At 67.1% G+C, this 15,944-nt stretch carries 16 protein-coding genes; 11 read left to right on the top strand and 5 right to left on the bottom strand.

The genetic code is table 11. The features are described 5' to 3' along the window. Positions 1-3 precede the first annotated feature (3 nt). Positions 4-870, top strand: a complete 867-nt coding sequence (locus tag HWX03_RS16115) for an NUDIX hydrolase family protein (RefSeq protein ID WP_175871844.1) — start codon at positions 4-6, stop codon at positions 868-870. A 73-nt stretch (positions 871-943) separates the two neighbouring features. Next, complete coding sequence (purU, locus tag HWX03_RS16120) at positions 944-1,828, top strand: formyltetrahydrofolate deformylase (RefSeq protein ID WP_174389022.1); 885 nt, start codon at positions 944-946, stop codon at positions 1,826-1,828. 93 nt (positions 1,829-1,921) lie between these two features. On the opposite strand, the gene HWX03_RS16125 is transcribed toward purU, so the two are convergent. Continuing rightward, positions 1,922-3,004 (bottom strand): hypothetical protein, encoded by a 1,083-nt coding sequence (locus tag HWX03_RS16125; RefSeq protein ID WP_174432222.1) that lies wholly within the window; start codon positions 3,002-3,004, stop codon positions 1,922-1,924. A 250-nt stretch (positions 3,005-3,254) separates the two neighbouring features. Next, positions 3,255-6,140 (bottom strand): excinuclease ABC subunit UvrA, encoded by a 2,886-nt coding sequence (uvrA, locus tag HWX03_RS16130; protein WP_175871845.1) that lies wholly within the window; start codon positions 6,138-6,140, stop codon positions 3,255-3,257. 263 nt (positions 6,141-6,403) lie between these two features. On the opposite strand from uvrA, the gene HWX03_RS16135 reads away from it, so the two are divergent. From HWX03_RS16135 to HWX03_RS16175, 9 genes are all read left to right on the top strand, one after another. After that, entirely contained in the window at positions 6,404-7,591 is a 1,188-nt protein-coding gene (locus HWX03_RS16135; protein ID WP_174432220.1) for an MFS transporter, read from the top strand. A gap of 102 nt (positions 7,592-7,693) precedes the next feature. Beyond that, complete coding sequence (locus HWX03_RS16140; protein ID WP_175871846.1) at positions 7,694-8,254, top strand: single-stranded DNA-binding protein; 561 nt, start codon at positions 7,694-7,696, stop codon at positions 8,252-8,254. A gap of 122 nt (positions 8,255-8,376) precedes the next feature. Next, the gene (gene mug / locus HWX03_RS16145; RefSeq protein ID WP_175871847.1) at positions 8,377-8,907 is read left to right on the top strand and encodes a G/U mismatch-specific DNA glycosylase; all 531 of its coding nucleotides are present in this window, start codon (positions 8,377-8,379) and stop codon (positions 8,905-8,907) included. Further along, positions 8,894-9,517: a DNA-3-methyladenine glycosylase gene (locus tag HWX03_RS16150; protein WP_175871848.1), complete on the top strand. Its 624-nt coding sequence runs from the start codon at positions 8,894-8,896 to the stop codon at positions 9,515-9,517. The genes mug and HWX03_RS16150 overlap by 14 nt, the downstream gene beginning before the upstream one ends. Positions 9,518-9,608: 91 nt before the next feature. Next, on the top strand, positions 9,609-10,373 hold the full coding sequence (locus tag HWX03_RS16155; RefSeq protein WP_174391231.1) for a ParA family protein: 765 nt from the start codon (positions 9,609-9,611) through the stop codon (positions 10,371-10,373). A gap of 504 nt (positions 10,374-10,877) precedes the next feature. After that, a complete protein-coding gene (gene phaP / locus HWX03_RS16160; RefSeq protein ID WP_175871849.1) occupies positions 10,878-11,462 on the top strand; it encodes a TIGR01841 family phasin in 585 nt (194 codons plus the stop codon). A 287-nt stretch (positions 11,463-11,749) separates the two neighbouring features. Further along, positions 11,750-12,931 (top strand): acetyl-CoA C-acetyltransferase, encoded by a 1,182-nt coding sequence (locus HWX03_RS16165; protein ID WP_175871850.1) that lies wholly within the window; start codon positions 11,750-11,752, stop codon positions 12,929-12,931. A gap of 217 nt (positions 12,932-13,148) precedes the next feature. Beyond that, positions 13,149-13,892, top strand: a complete 744-nt coding sequence (gene phbB, locus HWX03_RS16170; RefSeq protein WP_175871851.1) for an acetoacetyl-CoA reductase — start codon at positions 13,149-13,151, stop codon at positions 13,890-13,892. 108 nt (positions 13,893-14,000) lie between these two features. Continuing rightward, positions 14,001-14,207 (top strand): hypothetical protein, encoded by a 207-nt coding sequence (locus HWX03_RS16175; RefSeq protein WP_175871852.1) that lies wholly within the window; start codon positions 14,001-14,003, stop codon positions 14,205-14,207. Positions 14,208-14,297: 90 nt separating this feature from the next. Here HWX03_RS16175 and HWX03_RS16180 read toward each other — a convergent pair whose 3' ends face one another. From HWX03_RS16180 to HWX03_RS16190, 3 genes are read right to left on the bottom strand one after another with little or no spacing between them, the layout of a single operon-like run. Next, complete coding sequence (locus tag HWX03_RS16180; protein WP_174433409.1) at positions 14,298-14,627, bottom strand: hypothetical protein; 330 nt, start codon at positions 14,625-14,627, stop codon at positions 14,298-14,300. After that, complete coding sequence (locus tag HWX03_RS16185; RefSeq protein ID WP_175871853.1) at positions 14,624-15,127, bottom strand: hotdog family protein; 504 nt, start codon at positions 15,125-15,127, stop codon at positions 14,624-14,626. Before HWX03_RS16185 ends, HWX03_RS16180 begins: the two co-directional genes overlap by 4 nt. Next, positions 15,124-15,942 carry a beta-ketoacyl synthase chain length factor gene (locus HWX03_RS16190; protein WP_175871854.1) on the bottom strand — a complete coding sequence of 273 codons (819 nt, stop codon included), beginning with the start codon at positions 15,940-15,942 and terminating at the stop codon, positions 15,124-15,126. Before HWX03_RS16190 ends, HWX03_RS16185 begins: the two co-directional genes overlap by 4 nt. Between the last annotated feature and the right edge of the window lie 2 nt (positions 15,943-15,944).

The raw sequence follows: 15,944 nt of genomic DNA on the forward strand, positions 1-15,944 counted from the left end.
GCGATGACGTTTCCGTGCATCGCGGCCGCGCGCCGCTTCGATCCGGCCGCGCATCTGCGTTTCGAGATCGCCGGCCACGCGGTCGGCTGGGTGCGCCGCCAGGACGTCGCGAAGCTCGCGCGCTGGCCCGACGTGTTCGAGCTGACCGGCGAGCGGGTCGTGCTGTCGGCGCGCTACGATTCGGTCGACGCGCGCAGCATGGCGCTGGCCAGCGCGATCGGCGCGCTCGCGGCCGAAGGCGCGATTCCCGGCTGGCGCGACGAGATCTACGCGATCCGCAACCGCTTCGACGATCCGCCGCTCGCGTACATCGAGCGCGCCGCGTCGCGCTTCTTCGGCACGCAGACCTATGCGGTGCACGTGAACGGCATCGTAGAATACGCGGTTACGCCGGGCGAGCCGCCCGCCGCGGCCGCGCCGAAGATGTGGCTCGGCCGCCGCAGCGCGACCAAGGCCACCGACCCCGGCATGCTCGACAACGTCGTCGCCGGCGGGATCGGCTGGGGGCTGGGCGTTCACGAGACGCTCGCGAAGGAATGCTGGGAAGAAGCCGGCATTCCGGCCGATCTGGCGGCGCGCGCGATCGCGGGCCGCACGGTACAGGTGCTGAACGCGCTGCCGGAAGGCACGCAGTCGGAACTGATCTTCGTGTACGACCTGCCGCTGCCGCACGACTTCGCGCCGCGCAACCAGGACGGCGAAGTGGCCGAGCACCTGCTGGCCGGCGTGCCCGAGGTGATCGGCTGGCTGCGCGAAGGCCGCGCGACGATGGATGCGAGCCTCGCGACGCTCGACACGCTGCTGCGCCACCGCTGGATTCCGGCGGCCGACGCGGCCGGTATCGACGCGCTGTTCGTGCCGGCCGCGTGACGCGCGCCGCGCGCGCAGTCCGGCGGCGCGAACGGGCAATTTGACGAATACGGAAACAATGGGAGTCGCGGTCATGCCGACCGATCACAGCTTTATCTTGAAACTGTCGTGCCCCGACCGGCACGGTATCGTCCATGCGGTCTCGGGCTTCCTGTTCGAGCGCAGCAACAACATCCTCGATTCCGCGCAGTTCGGCGACAGCCGCACCAGCGAGTTCTTCATGCGCGTGCACTTCGAGCAGGACGGCGGCGGCGTGGATGCCGCGTCGGCGCTCGACACGCTTCGCAACGAATTCGCGCCGCTCGCCGAACAGTTCTCGATGCGCTGGGAGCTGCACGATGCGGCCGTGAAGCCGCGCGTCGTGATCATGGTGTCGAAGATCGGCCACTGCCTGAACGACCTGCTGTTCCGCTATCGCACCGGCCAGCTGCCGATCGAGATTCCGGCGATCGTGTCGAACCACAAGGAGTTCTACCAGCTTGCCGCGAGCTACAACATTCCGTTCCATCACTTCCCGCTGATCGGCGGTTCGTCCGATGCCGCGAAGGCCGCGCAGGAAGCGCGCGTGCTGGAAGTGATCGACGAGCACCAGGCCGATCTCGTCGTGCTCGCGCGCTACATGCAGATCCTGTCGCCGAACATGTGCGAGCAGCTCGCCGGGCGCGCGATCAACATCCACCATTCGTTCCTGCCGAGCTTCAAGGGTGCGAAGCCTTACTACCAGGCGTTCGACCGCGGCGTGAAGCTGATCGGCGCGACCGCGCACTACGTGACGACCGATCTCGACGAAGGCCCGATCATCGAGCAGGAAGTCGAGCGCGTCGATCACAGCATGACGCCCGACCAGCTGACCGCGATCGGCCGCGACGTCGAGTGCGTGACGCTCGCGCGCGCGGTGAAGTGGCACGTCGAGCACCGGATCGTGCTGAACGGGACGAAGACGGTCGTGTTCCGCTGATCCGTCGGCCCTGACAGGCTGGCTCCACGAGCAAAAACGCCGCGCCCTTCACGGGGCGCGGCGTTTTTTATCGCCGTTGGTGAGCGGGCGGCTTCAGATCAGCCGCAGCAGGTACAGCTCGCGTTTCAGGTACGCGTAGAAGATCGGCGCGGCGATCACGCCCGGCAGCCCGAACGCGGCTTCCATGATCAGCATCGCGAGCAGCAGCTCCCACGCGCGCGACTCGATCTGGCCGCCGATGATCTTCGCGTTCAGGAAGTATTCGAGCTTGTGGATGACCACGAGGAACGCGAGCGACGCGATCGCGGTGCCCATGCTGACCGACAGCGACACCGCGACGATCAGCGTGTTCGAGATCAGGTTGCCGATCACGGGCAGCAGGCCGACGATGAACGTGACGAGCACGAGCGTTTTCGACAGCGGCAGCCGCTGGTGGAAGATCGGCAGCGCGACGAGCAGGTAGATGCCGGTGAAGGTCGCGTTGATCGCCGAGATCTTGATCTGTGCGAACACGATGCGGCGGAACGCGTCGGCGAAGCGCGACACGCGCGTGACGAGCGCGGTCGACAGCGGCCGGCGCACCTTGCCCTGCTCGACGCCGATCGCGATCATCGCGCCGATGATCATCCCGAACAGCACGTGGCCGAAGCCGCGCGCGACGCTCTTGCCGCTTTGCTGGAGCTGGTCCATGTGCGAGTGCATCAGCACGGCCGCCTTCGTCTTCATCTGTTCGACGTCGACGGGCAGCAGGTTCGCGATCCAGGCCGGCGTGCGTGCGCGGGTCTGCTCGACGATCTGCATCAACTGGTCGAGCAGGCTCTGCAGGTTCGGCACCGTGTGCTCGAAATGCTCGATGATGCCGAGCGTCAGGCCGGTGAGCCCGCCGACGATCGCGATCGACAGCAGCACGACGGCGACCCAGCGCGCGCGCATGCTGGTGGTATGGCGTTCGATCACGGGCGCGATCGTGTGGATCAGCTGATAGACGAGCAGGCCGGCCAGCATCCCGCCGAGCAGCCGGAGCTCGAGGACGAGCCACATCATGACGAGCGCGAAGAGATAGCTGCCGACCTCGAGTGCCGACAGCTTCGGCAGGCTCAAGTCGCTCGTCAGCCGCACGCTGCGCAGGTGCGGCTCGCGGTTCTGCGTGTCGCGCGACTCTTGTTGCTTCTCCATCGTGGATTCCTGTCGTCCGTGTGTCGTGCCGCGCAGCGCGCGGCAGAGCGCCGGTCGCCCGGCACCGCACCGGATTGGTGCGGATGGCGAACCTTACGACCGTAAAGTATAGCTGCCATTATGGTCCGCAAACGGACCGTTTGGCGCGTGGTGTAAACGCAGAAGGGAAAACGAGGGGACGCGGCCCGCCCTCGACGCGCGCACGGCCGGGCGGCCGCGCGCGGGGAAGGGCGGAACCGGCGGACGGGTGTCAGCCGGCCGCGACTTTGCGGGTCGGACGCTTGAGCAGCGGCGCGAGGTACTTGCCGGTGAAGCTCGCCTTCGTCTTCGCGACCTGCTCGGGCGTGCCCTGCGCGATGATCTGGCCGCCGCCGGCGCCGCCTTCGGGGCCGAGGTCGATCACCCAGTCGGCCGTCTTGATCACGTCGAGGTTGTGCTCGATGATCACGACCGTGTTGCCCTGGTCGCGCAGCCGGTGGATCACTTCCAGCAGCAGCGCGATGTCGTGGAAGTGCAGGCCGGTGGTCGGCTCGTCGAGGATGTACAGCGTGCGGCCGGTGTCGCGCTTCGACAGCTCCAGCGACAGCTTCACGCGCTGCGCCTCGCCGCCCGACAGCGTCGTGGCCGACTGGCCGAGGCGGATGTAGCCGAGGCCGACGTCGAGCAGCGTCTTCAGCTTGCGCGCGATGACCGGCACCGCGCTGAAGAACTCGTACGCGTGCTCGACCGTCATGTCGAGCACTTCGCTGATGTTCTTGCCCTTGTACTGCACTTCGAGCGTTTCGCGGTTGTAGCGCTTGCCGTGGCACACGTCGCACGGCACGTAGACGTCCGGCAGGAAGTGCATCTCGACCTTCAGCACGCCGTCGCCCTGGCACGATTCGCAGCGGCCGCCCTTCACGTTGAACGAGAAGCGGCCCGGATCGTAGCCGCGCTCCTTCGACGCCGGGACGCCCGAGAACAGCTCGCGGATCGGCGTGAACAGGCCCGTGTACGTGGCCGGGTTCGAGCGCGGCGTGCGGCCGATCGGCGACTGGTCGACGTTGATCACCTTGTCGAAATGCTCGAGGCCCTCGATCGCCTCGTGCGGCGCCGGCTCGGCCGATGAGCCGTACAGGTGGCGCGCGACCGCGTGATACAGCGTGTCGTTGATCAGCGTCGACTTGCCGGAGCCCGACACGCCGGTGATGCAGGTCAGGAGGCCGACCGGCAGCTCCAGATCGACGTGCTTCAGGTTGTTGCCGTGCGCGTCGACGATGCGCAGCATCCGCTCGGGATCGGGCGCGAGCCGCTCGTCCGGGTACTCGATGACGCGCTTGCCGAGCAGGTACTGGCCGGTCAGCGACTGCGGGTTCGACTGCACCTGCTTCGGCGTGCCTTCGGCGACCACGACGCCGCCGTGCTCGCCCGCGCCGGGGCCCATGTCGACGACGTAGTCGGCCGTGCGGATCATGTCCTCGTCGTGCTCGACGACGATCACGGAGTTGCCGAGGTCGCGCAGGTGCTTGAGCGTCGAGATCAGGCGGTCGTTGTCGCGCTGGTGCAGGCCGATCGACGGCTCGTCGAGCACGTACATCACGCCCGTGAGCCCCGAGCCGATCTGCGACGCGAGCCGGATCCGCTGCGCCTCGCCGCCCGACAGCGTTTCGGCGCTGCGCTCGAGCGACAGGTAGTCGAGGCCGACATTGTTGAGGAACGTCAGGCGCGCGACGATTTCCTTGATCACCTTGTCGGCGATCTCGCGCTTCGCGCCTTCGAGCGTCAGCCCGTCGAAATAGCCGAGCGCGTCGCGCAGCGGCCAGCCGCTGATTTCATAGATGCCGCGCGCGTCGTCGCCAGTGCCGATCCGCACGTGGCGCGCCTCGCGGCGCAGGCGCGTGCCGTCGCACGACGGGCACGGCTGGTTGTTCTGGTATTTCGACAGCTCTTCGCGCACCGCGACCGAATCGGTCTCGCGGTAGCGGCGTTCGAGGTTCGGGATGATCCCTTCGAACACGTGCTCGCGGATCGTCGTGCGGCCGCGCTCGTTGATGTACGAGAACGGGATCGTCTGCTTGCCCGAGCCGAACAGCAGCACCTTGCGGATCTTTTCGGGCAGATCCTCGAACGCGGCGTCGATGTCGAATTCGTAGAATGCCGCGAGGCTCTGCAGCATCTGGAAATAGAACTGGTTGCGCCGGTCCCAGCCCTTCACCGCGCCGGCGGCAAGCGACAGCGACGGGTGCGCGACGACCCGCTTCGGGTCGAAGAACGTGATCTGGCCGAGGCCGTCGCATTCCGGGCACGCGCCCATCGGGTTGTTGAACGAGAACAGGCGCGGCTCGAGCTCCTGCAGCGAGTACGAGCAGATCGGGCACGCGAACTTCGAGCTGAACAGGTGCTCGCGGTCGGTATCCATCTCGAGCGCGATCGCGCGGCCGTCGGCGAGGCGCAGCGCGGTTTCGAACGATTCGGCGAGCCGCTGCTTCATGTCCGGGCGCACCTTCAGGCGATCGACGACGACGTCGATCGTGTGCTTGTCGTTCTTCTTCAGCTTCGGCAGCGACTCGACCTCGTAGATCTTCGCGACGCCTTCGTTCGCGGTGCCGCCGCCCGAGCGCACGCGAAAGCGCACGAAGCCCTGCGCCTGCATCTCCTCGAACAGCTCGGCGTGCTCGCCCTTGCGGTTCGCGACGACGGGCGCGAGGATCATCAGCTTGGTTTCCTCGGGCAGCGCGAGCGCCGCGTCGACCATCTGCGACACGCTCTGCGCCTCGAGCGGGATGTCGTGGTCGGGGCAGTACGGCGTGCCGACACGTGCGTACAAAAGTCGCAGGTAGTCGTGGATTTCCGTGACCGTGCCGACGGTCGAACGCGGGTTGTGGGACGTTGCCTTCTGCTCGATCGAGATCGCTGGCGACAGCCCCTCGATCAGGTCGACGTCGGGCTTCTCCATCAGCTGCAGGAACTGGCGGGCGTACGCGGACAGGCTTTCCACGTAGCGGCGCTGGCCTTCGGCATAAAGGGTGTCGAACGCGAGCGACGACTTGCCCGACCCGGACAACCCGGTAATCACGACCAGTTTGTGGCGCGGCAGGTCGAGATTGACGTTTTTCAGGTTGTGGGTGCGTGCCCCACGGATACGGATCTGTTCCATGAACCTGGCGAAAATGGAGGGAACCAAACCTGCTACTATAACGGCTTTTCGAGACCGTCGTTTACGGCCCCCAGCCTTTACAGCAGGTGGCAGCAAGGCGACCTCCGCGCCGGGGAAAGCGGTCGCGCCGCGCGTTTCGGACGGCCCGCAGGCCGCCTGCATCCGGCCCCGACGTGTCGCCCGAAAGGCCGCCAGGCCGCCGGTCCTGATCTTCCGCCGCCCGCTGCCGGGCGGACATTCCGATCATTCGAAATTCATTCCCGATGTCCAATCCGTCTGCCACGTCTTCCCGCATGACTGCGCCCGAACTGCGCGCGACCACGTCGCTCGCGGCGATCTTCGCGCTGCGCATGCTCGGCCTGTTCATGATCATGCCGGTGTTCTCGGTCTACGCGAAAACCATTCCGGGCGGCGACAACGTGCTGCTCGTCGGTGTCGCGCTCGGGGCCTACGGCGTCACGCAGTCGCTGTTCTATATCTTCTACGGCTGGGCGTCCGACAAGTTCGGCCGCAAGCCGGTGATCGCCACGGGCCTCGTGATCTTCGCGCTCGGCAGCTTCGTCGCCGCGTTCGCGCACGACATCACGTGGATCATCGTCGGCCGCGTGATCCAGGGCATGGGCGCCGTGTCGTCGGCGGTGCTCGCGTTCATCGCCGACCTGACCTCCGAGCAGAACCGCACGAAGGCGATGGCGATGGTCGGCGGCTCGATCGGCGTGTCGTTCGCGGTCGCGATCGTCGGCGCGCCGATCGTGTTCCACTGGGTCGGGATGAACGGGCTGTTCGCGATCGTCGGCGTGCTGTCGATCCTCGCGATCGGCGTCGTGCTGTGGATCGTGCCCGACGCGGCGAAGCCCGTGCACGTGCCCGCGCCGTTCGCCGAGGTGCTGCACAACGTCGAGCTGCTGCGCCTGAACTTCGGCGTGCTGGTGCTGCATGCGACGCAGACGGCGCTGTTCCTCGTCGTGCCGCGCCTCTTGGTCGACGGCGGGCTGCCGGTCGCCGCGCACTGGAAGGTCTACCTGCCGGTGATGGGGCTCGCGTTCGTGATGATGGTGCCGGCGATCATCGTCGCGGAAAAACGGGGCAAGATGAAGCCGGTGCTGCTCGGCGGCATTCTGGCTATCCTGATCGGCCAATTGTTGCTCGGCAGCGCACCGCATACCATTCTGATTGTGGCGGCGATCCTGTTCGTGTACTTCCTCGGGTTCAACATCCTGGAAGCGTCGCAGCCGTCGCTCGTGTCGAAGCTCGCGCCGGGTTCGCGCAAGGGTGCGGCCACGGGCGTCTACAACACCACGCAGTCGATCGGGCTCGCGCTCGGCGGCATCGTGGGCGGCTGGCTGCTGAAGCACGGCGGTGCGAACACGGTGTTCTACACGTGTTCTGGGCTCGTTGCCGCGTGGCTTATAATCGCAGCCAGCATGAAAGCGCCGCCGCGCAAGGCCTGAACCTGATTGTCGGGCAGGCACCGGCGGCGTTCGCCGGCTCGCCCGGCGGGCCGCGCCGACGCTTTCGCGGGCGGCCCCGCATCGAATTTACTGGAGAAACACATGGCATCCGTCAACAAGGTCATCCTCGTCGGCAACCTCGGCGCCGATCCTGAAGTCCGTTACCTGCCGAGCGGCGACGCGGTTGCGAACATCCGTCTCGCGACGACCGACCGCTACAAGGACAAGGCAAGCGGCGATTTCAAGGAAATGACCGAGTGGCATCGCGTCGCGTTCTTCGGCCGTCTGGCGGAAATCGTCAGCGAATACCTGAAGAAGGGTTCGTCGGTCTATATCGAAGGCCGCATCCGCACGCGCAAGTGGCAGGGCCAGGACGGCCAGGACCGTTACTCGACCGAAATCGTCGCCGAACAGATGCAGATGCTCGGCGGCCGCGGTGGTGCGGGCGGCGGCGGTGGCGGCGGTGACGAAGGCGGTTATGGCGGCGGCTACGGTGGTGGCGGCGGCGGTCGCGGCGAGCAGGCGGAGCGCGGCGGTGGCGGTGGCGGCGGCGGTCGTGCCAGCGGCGCAGCGCGTGGCGGTGCGGGTGGCGGCGCGCAGAGCCGTCCGAGCGCGCCGGCAGGCGGTGGCTTCGACGAGATGGACGACGATATCCCGTTCTGATCGCAAGTCGCACCCCCGCATCACGATGGGCCCGAATGTCCGAGTCAAGCGAGTCGCTTGGCCCGGGTTTTCGGGCCTTGCTTCGTTTACGTCGCTCCTGCACGCCGCACTCCGGATGAAACGTGGCTGACGCACTCCCCGACCTCATCGCGCCCCATCTCGACGTCCTGTTCTGCGGGATCAATCCCGGCCTGATCGCGGCCGCGACCGGCCATCACTTCGCGGGGAGAAACAACCGCTTCTGGCGCGTGATCCATCTCGCGGGCTTCACGCCGACGGAAATTTCGCCGCAGGACGATCGCGCGATTCTCCGTTACGGCTGCGGGTTGACGGCCGTGGTGCCGCGGCCGACCGCGCGTGCCGATCAGCTTTCGCGCGCGGAATTCGCGGTCGCGTCCGCCGGGTTCGAGCAGAAGGTCGCGCAGCATGCGCCGCGCTTCGTCGCGTTTCTCGGCAAGGCGGCGTATGCGGCGCTGTCGGGGCAGCGCGAAGTCACGTGGGGATTGCAGCCATCACGCATCCAGCATACGCGGGTGTGGGTGCTGCCCAACCCCAGCGGGAGGAACCTCGCATTCGGGCTCGACGATCTGGTCGATGCGTATCGCGAGCTCCATCTCGCGACGATGACGGAGGGACACGATGCGACGCTATAAGACGGCGGCTCCGTGGCCCGGCGCCATCGTGCCGCGCGCATTCTTCAACCGCATGGCCACCGAGGTGGCGCCGCAACTGCTCAACAAGATCCTCGCGGCAGCGGACGGCCGGGCCGGCCGCATCGTCGAAGTGGAAGCGTATGCGGGCGCGCTCGATCCGGCGGCGCACACCTATCGCGGCAAGACGCCGCGCAATGCGACGATGTTCGGGCCGCCCGGGCACTTCTACGTTTATTTCACGTACGGCATGCACTGGTGCTGCAACTGCGTGTGCGGCCCGGACGGCGCGGGAACGGGCGTGCTGATCCGTGCGCTGGAGCCGCTGCACGGGCTCGAACGGATGCGTGCGGCGCGGCCGCCGCGCACGCGCGATCGCGACCTGTGCCGCGGGCCGGCGCGGCTGACGCAGGCGATGGGGATCGGCGGCGCGCAGGATGGCGTCGACCTGATCGGCGCGCATGAAGGGTTCGCGATCGTCGACGACGGCATGGCGCCGCCCGCCGATCTGGCGGGCGGGCCGCGCATCGGCATTCGCGTCGGCCAGGATCTCCCGTGGCGGTGGAGCGTGCCCGGCAACCGGTACGTATCGGGCGCGGTGCCGCGCACGTAACGCATGCCGCGCCCAATTCGACCTGCGTCACGCGGTCGCCATTATTGATCGGCTAAGCTGGCGGTTTCGACGTTTCGATCGAGGAGACACCATGCGGCGGGTCGTATTCAACCAGAAGGGCGGCGTGGGCAAGTCGACGATCGTCTGCAACCTGGCGGCGATCAGCGCGAGCGAAGGACTGCGCACGCTCGTCATCGATCTCGATGCGCAGGCAAACTCGACGCGCTACCTGCTCGGCGACGCCGCGGCCGACGCGCAACCGGGCGTCGCCGGCTTCTTCGAAACCGCGCTGACCTTCAATTTCCGTCCGGTCGACGTCACGTCGTTCATCCACGCGACCCCGTTCGACGGGCTCGACGTGATGCCCGCGCATCCGGATCTCGACACGCTGCACGGCAAGCTCGAATCGCGCTACAAGATCTACAAGCTGCGCGATGCGCTGAACGAGCTCGACATGTACGACGCCGTGTACATCGACACGCCGCCCGCGCTGAATTTCTATACGCGCTCGGCGCTGATCGCGGTCGAGCGCTGCCTGATCCCGTTCGACTGCGACGATTTCTCGCGCCGCGCGCTGTACACGCTGCTCGAGAACGTGAAGGAAATCCAGCAGGACCACAACGCCGCGCTCGAGGTGGAGGGGATCGTCATCAACCAGTTCCAGCCGCGCGCGAGCCTGCCGCAACGGCTGGTCGACGAACTCGTCGACGAAGGGCTGCCGGTGCTTGCGTCGCGGTTGTCCGCATCGGTGAAGATCCGCGAATCGCATCAGCAGTCGACGCCGGTGATCCATCTCGAGCCGACGCACAAGCTCGCGCAGGAGTTCCGCGCGCTGCATCGCGAACTGGCCGGCTGAGCCCGCGCCCGACCGCGTCGACCGAGGCCGCTTCGAGCGGCCTCGTTTTTTATCGCGACCCTAAATTCGTCCGATTATTGATTTCGTCATTAATAATGCAGAAAACGATTTCACAATAAATCCAGAAAAAACGATTACATAAGCGATTGCTTCATTCTCAATGGCGGCCATTTTTCTAATAATCGGAATAGTGAATTTGGCAAATATTGCGCGACGTCATGTTGCGTTATGCTGTAAAAAGGTAAAAAGGCATTGCGGGCCGGAACGGGCGATATCCTGCCTGATATTTCGACGCGCCTTGGGCTTCAGCGGTCGCGCCAAAGAGTGATAAGGGTTTATACCTATCATTAATGCCATTTGATTGACAATTAATCGATCTAGAATGATTTCCTTCAGCTGCCCGTGCTCAAACAGGTGACGGGTTGTCAATAAGGAAGCTGCCGTCGATCAAGCTTCCATTTTTTCTTCAAGTTGTCTCTCGCATTGCCAACAGGAGCGTGCCCGATGTCCGTATTTGCCCCCGAAAAACTCACCGCCGATTATCAGTCCGGTATCTCCGCGTGGTTCGCGATCGCCCGTCCGGCGATCCAAGGTTTCGAGGCTGTCGTCGAACTCAACCTGCAAGCGGCCCGGACGGCGCTCGAGGAATACGAGGACAAGCTGAAGAACGCGTTCAACAGCAGCAACCCGGCCGCGGGCTTCGCGCAGCAGGTTGCCGTGCCGCAGGAAGCGGCCGGCAAGGTCGTGTCGTACGGCCGCCATCTGTTCGACATCGCGGTGTCGACGCAGTCGGAATGGGCGAAGGTCGCGCAGGCGCAGTACGAGCAGAACGACAAGCGCCTGAAGGACGTGCTCGGAGAGCTGTCAAAGCATGCGCCGGCCGGCTCGGCGCCGGTGGTGGCCGCGCTGAATTCGGCGTGGTCCGCGGCGAGCGCCGCGGCCGACTCCGTGCGCGCAGCGACGGGGCAGGCGATCGAAGCGGCGCAGAGCGGCTTCGATGCGGTCAGCGAAACGGCCACGCGCGGCGCGAAGCAGACGGCGGCTGCCGCCCGCAAGGACGCAGCGGCTGCGCGCGAATCGGCTGCGTAACTGCGTGAGTGCGTGTCGCGCGCAGGCGCGACACGATTGATCGGCGCCGGATGGCGCCGGCGCCGCGTGTGCCACGCGGGGGCCGGCCAACGTCCGGTGCGCCGCAAGACGACCGTGCACGGTTGCCCGTGCCGCGGCGTGCCGTGCCGCCGGTGCGAACAGGTGCTGCCCGCCATACGGCGGCATGCGACCGCAATCGCGCCGGGTGGCCCGATGCGCGCATCGCACGTGCAGCCGCCTCGCGCCGGCGTCAGAACGACGAACTGATTTCAATGCAGGGATTGAACATGACGGATGTAGTGATCGTATCGGCCGCGCGGACCGCGGTCGGCAAATTCGGCGGCTCGCTGGCGAAGATTGCGGCGCCCGAACTGGGCGCGACGGTGATCCGCGCAGTGCTGGAGCGTGCGGGCGTGAAGCCCGACCAAGTCAGCGAAGTGATCATGGGCCAGGTGCTGACGGCCGGCTCCGGGCAGAACCCGGCGCGGCAGTCGCTGATCAAGGCGGGGCTACCGAGCGCCGTGCCGGGGATGACGATTAACAAGGTGTGCGGCTCGGGCCTGAAGGCCGTGATGCTGGCGGCGAACGCGATCGTCGCGGGCGACGCGGAGATCGTGATCGCGGGCGGCCAGGAGAACATGAGCGCGTCGCCGCACGTGCTGCCGGGCTCGCGCGACGGGTTCCGGATGGGTGACGCGAAGCTGGTCGACACGATGATCGTCGACGGGCTGTGGGACGTGTACAACCAGTACCACATGGGCATCACGGCGGAGAACGTCGCGAAGGAATACGGGATCACGCGCGAAGAGCAGGACGCGTTCGCGGCGCTGTCGCAGAACAAGGCGGAAGCCGCGCAGAAGGCCGGCCGTTTCAACGACGAGATCGTGCCGGTGTCGATCCCGCAACGCAAGGGCGAGCCGCTGCAGTTCGCGACCGACGAGTTCGTGCGTCACGGCGTGACGGCGGAGTCGCTCGCCGGGCTGAAGCCGGCGTTCTCGAAGGACGGCTCGGTGACGGCGGCGAACGCGTCGGGGCTGAACGACGGCGCGGCGGCGGTGCTGGTGATGTCGGCGCAGAAGGCGGCGGCGCTGGGCCTGACGCCGCTTGCGCGGATCAAGGCATACGCGAACGCGGGCGTGGATCCGAGCGTGATGGGCATGGGCCCGGTGCCGGCGTCGCGCCGTGCGCTGGAGCGCGCGGGCTGGACGCCGGGCGACCTGGACCTGATGGAGATCAACGAAGCGTTCGCGGCGCAGGCGCTGGCGGTGCACAAGCAGATGGGCTGGGACACGTCGAAGGTGAACGTGAACGGCGGGGCGATCGCGATCGGCCACCCGATCGGTGCGTCGGGCTGCCGGATCCTGGTGACGCTGCTGCACGAGATGATCAAGCGCGATGCGAAGCGCGGGCTGGCGTCGCTGTGCATTGGCGGCGGGATGGGCGTCGCGCTCGCGGTCGAGCGCGCCTGAGCTGGGGCTGACGACACGGTTCGCTCGCGGCGCGGGTCAGCGCCGCGGGCGAGCCAGACGGTTTTCGCGCAAGACAGGCAATCAACAATAACGCGCGAGGTGCCGGTGCGTGCCGCCTGCGACGCGGGCGGATGCGCATCGAAGCGGTGGGGCGGCAGCATGTGCGATGCCGTCGCCCCGCCTTTCATCGATTACTTTTTTGTCGGTAATTAATAGGATGACTAAGCGAATTGCAATTGTGACAGGTGGGATGGGTGGCCTCGGCGAAGCGGTCAGCATCCGGTTGAACGACGCGGGTCACCGGGTAGTCGTCACGTATTCGCCGAACAACGCCGGCGCGGACCGCTGGCTGACCGAGATGCATGCGGCCGGCCGCGCGTTCCATGCGTACCCGGTGGACGTGGCCGATTACGATTCGTGCCAGCAATGCATCGAGAAGATCGTGCGGGACATCGGCCCGGTCGACATTCTCGTGAACAATGCGGGCATCACGCGCGACATGACGCTGCGCAAGCTCGACAAGGTCAACTGGGACGCGGTGATCCGCACGAACCTCGACTCCGTGTTCAACATGACGAAGCCGGTCTGCGACGGCATGGTCGAGCGCGGCTGGGGCCGTATCGTCAACATCTCGTCGGTGAACGGCTCGAAGGGTTCGGTCGGCCAGACCAACTATGCGGCCGCGAAAGCCGGCATGCACGGCTTCACGAAATCGCTCGCGCTCGAGGTTGCGCGCAAGGGCGTGACGGTGAACACGGTGTCGCCGGGCTATCTCGCGACGAAGATGGTTACCGCGATCCCGCAGGACATCCTCGACACGAAGATCCTCCCGCAGATTCCGGCGGGCCGGCTCGGCAAGCCCGAGGAAGTCGCGGCGCTGGTGGCCTACCTGTGCTCGGAGGAGGCCGGCTTCGTGACGGGCTCCAACATTGCGATCAACGGCGGCCAGCACATGCACTGACGCGCGGCGGCCCGCACGGCGTTCGCGCCCGTGCGGGCCGCGTTCCCCACTATCCCGTGCCGGAGCGGCGGCAGGCGCGCCGCTTCGGCCTCGCATTCCGGAGAACGCATGGGCGACACCTGGATGGGACTCGTGATCGGCGGCTCGGCGCTGGCCGTCGCGCTGACGATGGCGATCTCGCTCTACTGGCTCGAGCGGCGCCGCGCGAGGCTGCTGCGGAATTTCGATCATCGCGATTGCTGGCTCGTCGCGTACGGCAAGTGCTTCGCGCGCCGGCCGGCGAGGTCGCTGCGCCGCATGCGCGGCGCACGCTGACGGCGGCGCCGGCGCGTCGCAATCGGTGAGCGATCGGTGAACGATCACGCCCCGCGCGCATGCCGTCGGCAACGCGCGTGGGACGCGTGATCAGTCGTTCTTTTCGCTCTTTCCAGCCGACTCGCCCGAGTCGTTCTTGTGGAAGATCCGTTTCGTCGTGCGCTTGGTGGCGTCCCAGCCTTCGCGCGACGCATGGGCGACGCCGTGCCCGACCGCCTTCGCGGCGCTCGCGGTCGCATGGCCGAAGCTGCGCGCCGCGTCGCCGGTCTTGTGCGCGGCTTCCTTCGAATCGCGCTTGATGTCCTGCTTCACTTCCGACATGTCCGCGTGTGCGAGCGGGCTGAGCAGCGCCAGGACGAGCGCGGCGCCAATGAACTGACGAACTTTCACGACGGGTTTCCTTGAGGTAAGCCTCTTCATCGAGGATTCGGGTTGCCGACAGGCGCCGGTCGAAACGCGCCGGCGGCCGATGCGTCGAGCATCACCGCCGCGCGGCCGGACAGCAGCACGCGCTCGCCGCAGCGCAGCGCGAAGCCGTACAGCACCGAGCGGGCATCGCCGCTCACGCGTTGCGCGTCGACGGTGAGCGGCTGCTCGAACGTGTCGAGCCGGCCGACGAACGCGTCGACGTTGCGCACGCTCGCGAGATAGCCGACGCGCGGATGCGCTTCGTGCGCGCCGAGCAGCGCGCCGTGCACGGCCATCGCCTGCGCCGCGTATTCGATGCCGCAGACCGACGCGAGCCGGCCGTGCGCGCGCAGCGGGTTGTGCGGATCGCGGTGGCTCGTCGCGGTGCAGCGGATTCGTTCGGCATCCCACGCATCGACCGAATCGAGCACGCACATCGCGCCGGCGTGCGGAATGTGCGCGGCAATCCACGCGTGGTCGAGCGGCGGGGTCAATACGACCGTTGCGGTCATCGCGCGCGCTCCGCGAAAGATTCGGGCATCGCGACGTCGACCTGCACGCGCGTATCGTCCAGGTAGTCGAGCACGACCCGAGTCGACCGCCGCGCGGCGAGCGCATCGAGCAGCGGCAGCACGCGGGCAGCCGGATTGCCGGCGCGCAGTGCGTCGAGTCCGGCATGCGCGAGCGTTGTCGCGGGTGCATCGGTGAGCTGCACGTCGATGCGGGCGAGCGTGCGCTCGCTTGCTTGCGGCGCGAACACGAGCGCGACGCCGAACGCGTCGTCGATCGGTCGCACCGTGCGCAGCGGTTCGGGATAGTCGGTGTCGTACGCGATCAGCAGGCTCGGCACGCGATCGACGACGACCTGGCACAGGCTTTCGAGCAGGCCGGCGGCAAAGCTGCCGTCGTGCGCACACAGCACGTTCGACGTCGCCGTCGCGCGGGTCGCGATGCTCCAGTAGCCGGCCGGGGCGTTGTGCACCGAGTTGTGGAAGCGGGTCGGCGACAGCTGGCGATCGTCGCCGGCCAGCGTTTCGCAGATTGCGTGGCAGTTCTGGCCGTCGCCGCCGGATGCGCTGAACACGGTCGCGAGCGTCGCGGCGTCGCGGCCGCTCGCGGCTACCGCTTCGTGGCCGACCGCGAGCGCGGCGCGCACGACGGGGCCCGTGCGACGCCGTTCGGCGGACGGCAGGCCGGCCGGCGGCGGCAGCTCGGTGCGGGCGGGCGCATAGGGCGCGCGGCCCGCGAGCACGTCGGCCGCGTGCGGCCAGTCGTTCAATCCCGGCCCGACGAGGCCGATGCTTTCGATGAAGGCGGTCAGTGTCATGG

It is taken from the genome of Burkholderia sp. BCC0397, assembly GCF_902832865.1.
GTDB lineage: Bacteria > Pseudomonadota > Gammaproteobacteria > Burkholderiales > Burkholderiaceae > Burkholderia.